General features: G+C 44.4%; 7 protein-coding genes. 2 read left to right on the forward strand and 5 right to left on the reverse strand.

Annotation, left to right across the window (positions count from 1 at the left end; genetic code table 11):
- Positions 1–386: MFS transporter (locus VK541_RS04135; RefSeq protein WP_324367209.1), on the reverse strand; the 386-nt coding region annotated here is incomplete at its 3' end.
- Positions 387–581: 195 nt separating this feature from the next.
- Here VK541_RS04135 and VK541_RS04140 point away from each other — a divergent pair.
- Positions 582–977 carry a YtxH domain-containing protein gene (locus tag VK541_RS04140; RefSeq protein ID WP_324367211.1) on the forward strand — a complete coding sequence of 132 codons (396 nt, stop codon included), beginning with the start codon at positions 582–584 and terminating at the stop codon, positions 975–977.
- Position 978: 1 nt separating this feature from the next.
- On the opposite strand, the gene VK541_RS04145 is transcribed toward VK541_RS04140, so the two are convergent.
- The 3 genes from VK541_RS04145 to VK541_RS04155 all read right to left on the reverse strand — a co-directional run bounded on the left by VK541_RS04145 (position 979) and on the right by VK541_RS04155 (position 4158).
- Positions 979–2121 (reverse strand): MFS transporter, encoded by a 1143-nt coding sequence (locus VK541_RS04145; protein WP_324367213.1) that lies wholly within the window; start codon positions 2119–2121, stop codon positions 979–981.
- A gap of 321 nt (positions 2122–2442) precedes the next feature.
- Complete coding sequence (locus VK541_RS04150) at positions 2443–3516, reverse strand: DUF2652 domain-containing protein (protein ID WP_324367215.1); 1074 nt, start codon at positions 3514–3516, stop codon at positions 2443–2445.
- An 18-nt stretch (positions 3517–3534) separates the two neighbouring features.
- Positions 3535–4158, reverse strand: coding sequence for a type 1 glutamine amidotransferase family protein (locus VK541_RS04155; protein WP_324367217.1), 624 nt, complete (start codon positions 4156–4158; stop codon positions 3535–3537).
- 40 nt (positions 4159–4198) lie between these two features.
- Here VK541_RS04155 and VK541_RS04160 point away from each other — a divergent pair, with 40 nt between their 5' ends.
- Positions 4199–6550, forward strand: coding sequence for a TlpA disulfide reductase family protein (locus VK541_RS04160; RefSeq protein ID WP_324367219.1), 2352 nt, complete (start codon positions 4199–4201; stop codon positions 6548–6550).
- Positions 6551–6584: 34 nt separating this feature from the next.
- Here VK541_RS04160 and VK541_RS04165 read toward each other — a convergent pair.
- Positions 6585–7628, reverse strand: a 1044-nt coding sequence (locus tag VK541_RS04165; RefSeq protein ID WP_324367222.1) for a carboxypeptidase-like regulatory domain-containing protein, incomplete at its 5' end; no start/stop codon positions are given.

Genomic DNA, 7628 nt, shown 5'->3' on the forward strand with positions numbered 1-7628 from the left:
ACCGCGCGAGCCTCTTTACCCTTATCAGCAAGACGACTGGCTACTACCGAACCCACCCCAAAGAAAGCACCATGCGGCAAACCTGCCAGCAAACGTGCAATGAACATCGTATTGTATCCCGGAGCAAAAGCAGATAGCGCGTTGAACACTGTAAACATTGCCATCAATACCATCAGGATCTTTTTAGGAGGATAACTGCCCGCAATAAGGACCAGCAAAGGCGCACCGATCACCACACCCAAAGCATAAGCAGAGATCAGGTGACCCGCCTGCGGAATAGAAATATCAAGATCTTTAGCAATATCGGGCAGCAACCCCATCATCACAAATTCTGTGATGCCGATCCCCAGGCCACCCAGGGTCAAAGTCAATAAACTCTTTTTCATCAGCTTTATTTTTATCGGCTAAGGAGCTGCTTTTATCAGCTCATCAGCCTTAATTTTTCATTATAGTTAGTGTAAAAAGTACACACCACAAAAGTAAGCAATAAACTGGCTTAACTCCATATAAAAAAAGCAAAATTGACTTAAATAAAACACATTGGTACGGTATGTGTTACTCTATTATAAAAAATACCTATTATGAATTACAAGAAATTAATAAACAAGGGTTTGTCTGACATATCAGGTCATTCAAGCGATAAATCTGCGGCAGTAATTGGATTATTGGCGGGATTAGCTGTTGGCGCTGTATTGGGTGTTTTGTTTGCACCGGAAAGCGGCAAAAGAACAAGAGAACGGATTTCCGATAAAGCGCTTGGGTTAGCAGATAATGTAAAAGATGGTCTGCACTCGCTAAAAGATACCGTGAGCAACGGCCGTGAAAGCCTGAAAGGCTTTAAAGACGAAGTAGTGGACAAAGTAAAAAGTAAAGCAAACGCAGTAGCACAGGACTACAAAGAATTCAGAGAATCTGAGCTCAACAAGGGAGCCGTTTCAGGCGAAGACCCTGACTACGTAGCTTCCAATAATTCATAAACTATTCCAGTGTGGCCTGATGCTTAAAGAACATCCTGGTGATGGGTACAAGCAGCAGCCCGCAGATGGCAAATACTACAAAAGATACTCTCAGGTTAAATGCATGAGCCAGGTACCCGATTAAAGGCGGCCCGAGCAGCATACCTGTGATAGAATAGGTAGCAATGATAGATATTGCCATACCCGGAGAGTATTTTTTTGATTGTCCCGCCAATGCATAGGACATCGGAATGATCGACGCCGTACCAAATCCCACCAAAGAAAACCCGATCATCGCTGTCCAGAAAGTGGGATAAACAATAGCCATACAAATTCCCGACACTACAAACACCGCACTCATGATATACGTCTTAGGCATGCCAAACCTGCCAATGATGATGTCCGAAAGAAATCTTGAAGCAGCCATAAAAGTCATAAAGATCAGGTATCCGTAGGTAAATATCTTTACATCCAGCACTTCCTGAAAATAGATCCCACTCCAGTCAAACATCCCCCCTTCGCAGATCGCACACAAAAACACGACAATTCCCAGATAGAAAATATAGGGATCAGGTTTGCTCAGCACGATCTTATTTCCCGTTTCAGACCTGTCACCTTTCAGCAAAAACTGGTAAGAATAAGCACTGATCGCAATCATCAATACAGCAACAGCCGCAAAATGATACTGAATGGAAATATTGAATGCCAATAAAGACGTAGACAAGGCAATGCCCGCAATTCCCCCTATACTCCAAAATCCGTGAAACGATCCCAATATTTTCTTTTCAAATCTTTTTGACAGTGTCAATGCCTGAGTATTCACAGAGATGTTAAAAATCCTGGTAGTAAAGGCAAAAAGCGTGATGGCCAGTAAAAGACTAAAGGTATTGTGTGCAAACCCGATCAAAGCCAGTGAAAGGCCATTGAGCGCATAACCCACCGTAAGCGGCACCCGGCTGTTGTATTTGGAAACCAGCCAGCCCGATATCGGCAGACCGATCAAAGACCCAACAGGCATGGCCAGCAAAATACTGCCCAGCTCAGCCTCATTAAACCCAAAAGCAGTCTTGATGGTAGGAATACGCGATGCCCAGGTAGCAAAGCTAAACCCTGATATAAAGAAGAACAGGCTTAAAAAAAAGCGGTGCTTGTTGTTAGAGATCATTGAAATTTTGTGGTGTTGCTATACCATTGCGCCTGGACAAGCTAAAATTATGCCCGGGCAATTCTATAAAGCACAGGCACAATGGTATAAAATGCAAATGTAGGTATTTGCATCAAATTATACCTATTGCCCACTGATTTTATGATCGTGAAACTAAAACTAAGTTAGTAAATTGTCCTCCAGAAAACATAAGACCTGATATTTAAACCCTATGAAAATCGCCCTGGCCTCAGCACCCTTTCCTACCTCAGTCTCAGACGGTTTATTATTCCATTGCCATTATCGTACCGATGGACTGGCATTAATTTACCAGGAAATGCACTATGCCCTATGTATATTGATTTCTTTTAACAGCGGAATGATATTTTCTAAAGACCGCTGAAGATCTGACTCGAGTTTCTTTTGATCCGAAAACTTTGAAAGAAAATTTGTAATCCAGTTTGCAGTTTTATAGACATCAATCGTAAGACTTGTGCTATCACCGGCAATCTTCCTCAGGGTAAAGCAAGTCACCTGGTCGCCCCTGTCATCCGTTTCACTAAATTCGATCTGATCATCAGCATACGAATAGCTGCTTGAATAATAGAGTACCTTCCCGCTGTCCAGCGTCCAGGTGCTCCGCATACCAACCCGTGGTAAAAAATGATTCGATTCCTCCACCTTTTTCACACCTTCCCACCATCGGTGCCGATATTCAAACGCACCTGCAGCATGAAATAATGTAATGATGTCCGTATTGTATTCCTTTGAAACAGTGTATACTTTCTTTTTCCCCGAAAGGTCTAACTGGGGCAAAGGATCATCCGATATTCCATTTCTTAGCTCGCTCAGCTGCGTATAATGAAAGTGGATCTCACCAGCTTCTGTCTGCTTCATACTACCATTCCAGTTCATCCATTGAGTAAAATCAGCCAGAGGATGATCATCCAGCAGCTCTTTGGTCACCAGCCAATATTCATGCTGATCGATGTCATTCTTTAAAAGCTGGTGGGCAACGATCACATCTTTACCGATCAGCTTACTAAAATTCTTCACATTATACCCGGTAAACTCACCATAGTGCGTAATTACTTTCAAGGAAAGACCAGATGCAGACGTACAGGCCTTGCATTGGCAATACCTGCTTTTATCATAAGCCATCAGGCTCTTATGAAACAGGCAAAACATTTTCTCGACCTGCTTATACAGTTCTGCAAGTTCAGGCGGGTCACCAAATTTGTAAAAAAGAATGGCATCACCTTCTACTTCAGAAACCTCGAGTCCAATTTGATTGGCATTGATCAGCAATTCCAGCAATTCCTGTATGATCAGACGGCTGTGACTAATTTCCGATTCAGTTACAAATCTTGTAAAACCGCTGATATCGGGGATAAAAAGCAGACCCTTTGTTTCCATACACTAAAGTAATATAAATTAGGAAACAGATTCCATCAGCTCATAAAAGTATTTAGCTTCCCTGGTCGTATAAAGTTGATACCAGGCATTTAGTGTTTTATCCTCCATTACGTCCAGGTGTTCAAATATTTCACGTGCAAACTCCAGCGGCGCAAGACCCGTAGCGGTAATCAGGTTCCTGTCACTTACCGCCGGTGCCTGAACATAATTGCTGCTTCCCTTATATCCAGGACAGGTTTGCTTTAAAAATTCAAGATCATTGCTGGTGTGTTTGCGGTCATCCAAAATTCCCGCATTGGCCAGACCGACCGTTGCCCCGCAGATTGCCCCGACAGGAATCCCAGCCTTTAAAAACTTTTTAACCAGGTCAAACACAGGAGTATGCATGGCATCAGCCCATGTATCTGCCCCGGGAAGCAACAGCAAACCTGCATTTTCCCCGTCAATCTCATTTATTGCGTAGTCCGGAGTCATCTTTATGCCACCTAATGAGGTGACGCTGGCTTTGGTCAATCCTACTGTCTTTACAGCGTACCTCATGGCGTCTTTCTTAAAATAGCGCCCGCTGTTTAGCTCTGCAATAGCATATCCCGGCTCCCAATCGGCCAGTGTATCAATGAGGTATAAATAGATCTTTTTCATATCTTTAAGAATCGGTCTTTACATAAACCAATTAACGCTCATGAAGTACTTATTGTTTTACCTGGCTTTCCTGACTACCAGCCTTTGCTATGCCCAGAAACTAAAACTTAGAAAAGGCCAGAAATTTACCTACGAATACCTTACGCTCCGCAGTACCCTATATTCGGCACAACATAAAAGCCTGAGCCTTTCCGCCTACCAGTTTGAGGTGGTCAACACCAAAAACAATACCTACAGCATGAAAATGCAGCTCACGCGACGTATCAATTATAGCTCACACAATGGCCGTATCCGTGATACTTTTGATCCCTCCGCCTCTGCCGCCAAAGACATCAGCAGCGTGATCGATGCAGTGCTGACCAAGTCACCCATTACCTTTAGCATGGATACCGCAGGCAAGATGATCAAGATCGACGGTCTGGATAGTTTGGCCGCAAGAATGACCCGACAGGCAGCTGCCGAGAAAATCCCGGAAAACAAATATGGCACATCAAATAAAGATTTTATCGTCTACTCAACCCTGCCAGACATTTTTACCAAGCAGATCCATCTCGCTTTTCGCCGCAGCAACAGGGCCAAATCCGACACTACCTTCCGCTTGTTTGTGGCCGGAAAAACCGATGACTCCATTACCGTAAAAAAGGAAACCATTGTCGATGCAGGCTCCGGAGTAACCAACTTCATTTACAAAGACTCCCTGTCGCAAGGCAACATCCCCGGCAAAACCTCGAGGCACGAAGATCAGGATGCATGGTGGTATAGCCTCAAATCATCCAACATTGCGGGTCTAAAATCTACCACTGACCTGCTTGAAGAATTTTCACGTCAAACCGACCTCAAAAACTACAATACACCGGCAAAAAAAGTAGTCAGAGCAGTCGAGGATCTGTACACCTGGTATGGGAACAGCAAAGGCAAGCTTGGTATTGATGATATTGCAAGGCAGAAACTGGATTCTCTGTCGAAACTGGTAAAACCAGATGACCACGAATTTAACGCAGCGGCAATTGACCTCCTCTCTTACTTTGATTATGAGGCCAAGATGCAGCTCGTCGAAAAAACACCGGTGGAATACCTGCGTCAGGATTTTACTGTAGCAGATAAAGTAAAAAAAGAATACCAGAGCCGCAATACAGCAGGATTTGTGCATGCCCTCAATATCATGTTCACAAAATTTTCCCGCGACGGGAATTACCCTTTAAACACCTCCCATGTCGCCGATCTGATACATCTCGACATCTGCAAAGACATCTGCAGTACCAATACCAGCAAAGCCGATATGCTCAAGATCCAGGAAATGGTGACAGCCGTACAAAAGCTGAACATCCCCAAGCTCTCTTCGCTTTTTGACGGCACAGCACCTTTCATAGCCGCTACCCTGGCCAGCTCACCCCAAGAAATTGAAGGCCTGGCCAATGATCGCTTCAACAGCCTGTTTGACAACTACGGCCGGTACCGTCTGCTGATTTACGACCGCATGACCAGCTTAAAAGTACCCGATTCGATCCGGGCCGCATATCTGGACTACAGTATTGAAATGTTCAGAAATCACATAGAAGAGTACAGCAAACCTTTTGCAGGAGATCAAAGAGAACAGTTCTTTCACAGGTTTCACATTGCGCCCAGAAGACTTGTGCTGCGCAAACAACTTGCCGATGCCTATTACCGCAAAAGCATAATCGAGCCAAAAAACAAAGTAAAATACCTGCAGCTCGCCAGCGACTACCTGCCTACGCAGGAAGACCAGATCGAGGACAAATACATCGTTACCGCAGAATACCCTTTCCTGCCGGAAATGAACTACACAGAGCTGTACCTCAACGCCGCAGGTGCAACCGGCATCTCTCCAGAGGAAATGCTCAAAAAATATGTAGACATGGTCATTGTGGAGCCGGACAGGTATACCATTCTCAAGGAGAAATACAATAAGGCTTACCCCAACGGCGATTTTAAGAGCTTTTTTAAGCTAGCACTAAAGGAAAAACTTCCTGCATCACCCAAGTTCAGCCTCAAGGATCGAAGCGGCACCGAGATCAGCAATACCGCCAATAAAGGAAAATTCCTCTTTATTGATTTCTGGGGCACCTGGTGCGGAGCATGTGTTGCCGAGATCCATAAGATTGAAGACCTGCACCTCAACAATCCTGTGCCCGACAAACTCAACGTCACCACCATCGCCTGCTACGACAAAAAGAACCTCGTAGACGAATTCATGGATAAAAAGAAATTTTCTTATCAGGTGCTGATGTCAGACGATAAGGTGGAGAAAAACTTTAAGGTACAGTCCTACCCTACCAAATTGCTTTTACTGCCAAACGACGTGTACCTGATGATTCCTTTTAGCGATGACTACAAAACAGTGGTGAAAAAATATACAAGCTGGGAATTGTAAAGTATAGCGGGTCACCATTATTTTATAGATCCTCTTATTTCAGCGCTTCCGGCTCATAATCAAAAGGCAATTGGTCAGCAACCCGGAGCGTCGCCCAATACCCTTCGCTGATCACCGCATGCGGATCTGCCAGGTTCCCATGGATATCCACAAGAGTTTCCGGAACCAGCATCGTCAAAATAGAAGTTGCTTTCTTTTTATAAGTAACGAATATCGAATCATCAAAGGAAAGTCTGTAGTTGCTTTCAGAAGCGGTCGCTGTAACTATGTTTTCGTAAGGCACCACTCCGGGATAAAGGATATTATACCCCATTTTGTTGCCCCATTGCGTTGAGCTGCCGGCACCTGGCCCAACGGTCGTATCTTCCGGGGCGTAGTCCCTTCCGTTCCACCTCATGGAAATGACCGTGTCCGTTGATTTAAACTCATCGCCCTGCCATCCCAGCAAAACCGAACGCATAGGATTACCAGGCAGGACTTTTGCTTTCACCAGTTTCTTCACGATAAAGTCGTCTTTTTTTAATGTATTATTGACCAGCGACCGCATAAAATGGATTGAAGAACCATAATACGCTTGTTCCCTGTTTGCCTTCCACTTCTTTTGTTCCTTGTTGTTCTGAGGGACCAGTTCCTCAAAACGGACATCTCCTGAATATCGTGTACGCCCGGCATAATGAACAAAAGAGCTCAAATCATAATGCAGCCGGTATCCCAAAGCCCGGTTCTCAATGATTAAAGGCCTGCCCGCTTCTGCAGTTAACACATACGAAGTATCGTTGTGCTCAAAATGAAGTGTCTTCGGGTTTTTGACAATGCATTGCAGACCACCTTTCCCTAAAAAGAACATTTTAAAAAGAGAAAAATACTCCTCCCATTTCGGGTTGATCTTTATAGCCACTTCATCCAGTAATTTTTCAGCCAGAGGCAGCTCCACAGTAAACCCATGCGCCGATTGTTCATTTATAGAAACAGAGGCAGAATTGTACCCAACATACGAGATGACCAGCTTGTAATTGCCCGGAGGAATGCCATTCAGCACAAATTTACCGCTGTCTGAACTCACCGTGGCTCTGGTGGT

It is taken from the genome of Pedobacter sp. (assembly GCF_035317785.1).
Lineage (GTDB): Bacteria > Bacteroidota > Bacteroidia > Sphingobacteriales > Sphingobacteriaceae > Pedobacter.

Bases quoted from the DNA above. Each gene is read 5' to 3' on its own strand.
- VK541_RS04140 (WP_324367211.1), top strand. From the start codon at position 582: ATGAATTACAAGAAATTAATAAACAAGGGTTTGTCTGACATATCAGGT.
- VK541_RS04145 (WP_324367213.1), bottom strand. From the start codon at position 2,121: ATGATCTCTAACAACAAGCACCGCTTTTTTTTAAGCCTGTTCTTCTTT.
- VK541_RS04150 (WP_324367215.1), bottom strand. From the start codon at position 3,516: ATGGAAACAAAGGGTCTGCTTTTTATCCCCGATATCAGCGGTTTTACA.
- VK541_RS04155 (WP_324367217.1), bottom strand. From the start codon at position 4,158: ATGAAAAAGATCTATTTATACCTCATTGATACACTGGCCGATTGGGAG.
- VK541_RS04160 (WP_324367219.1), top strand. From the start codon at position 4,199: ATGAAGTACTTATTGTTTTACCTGGCTTTCCTGACTACCAGCCTTTGC.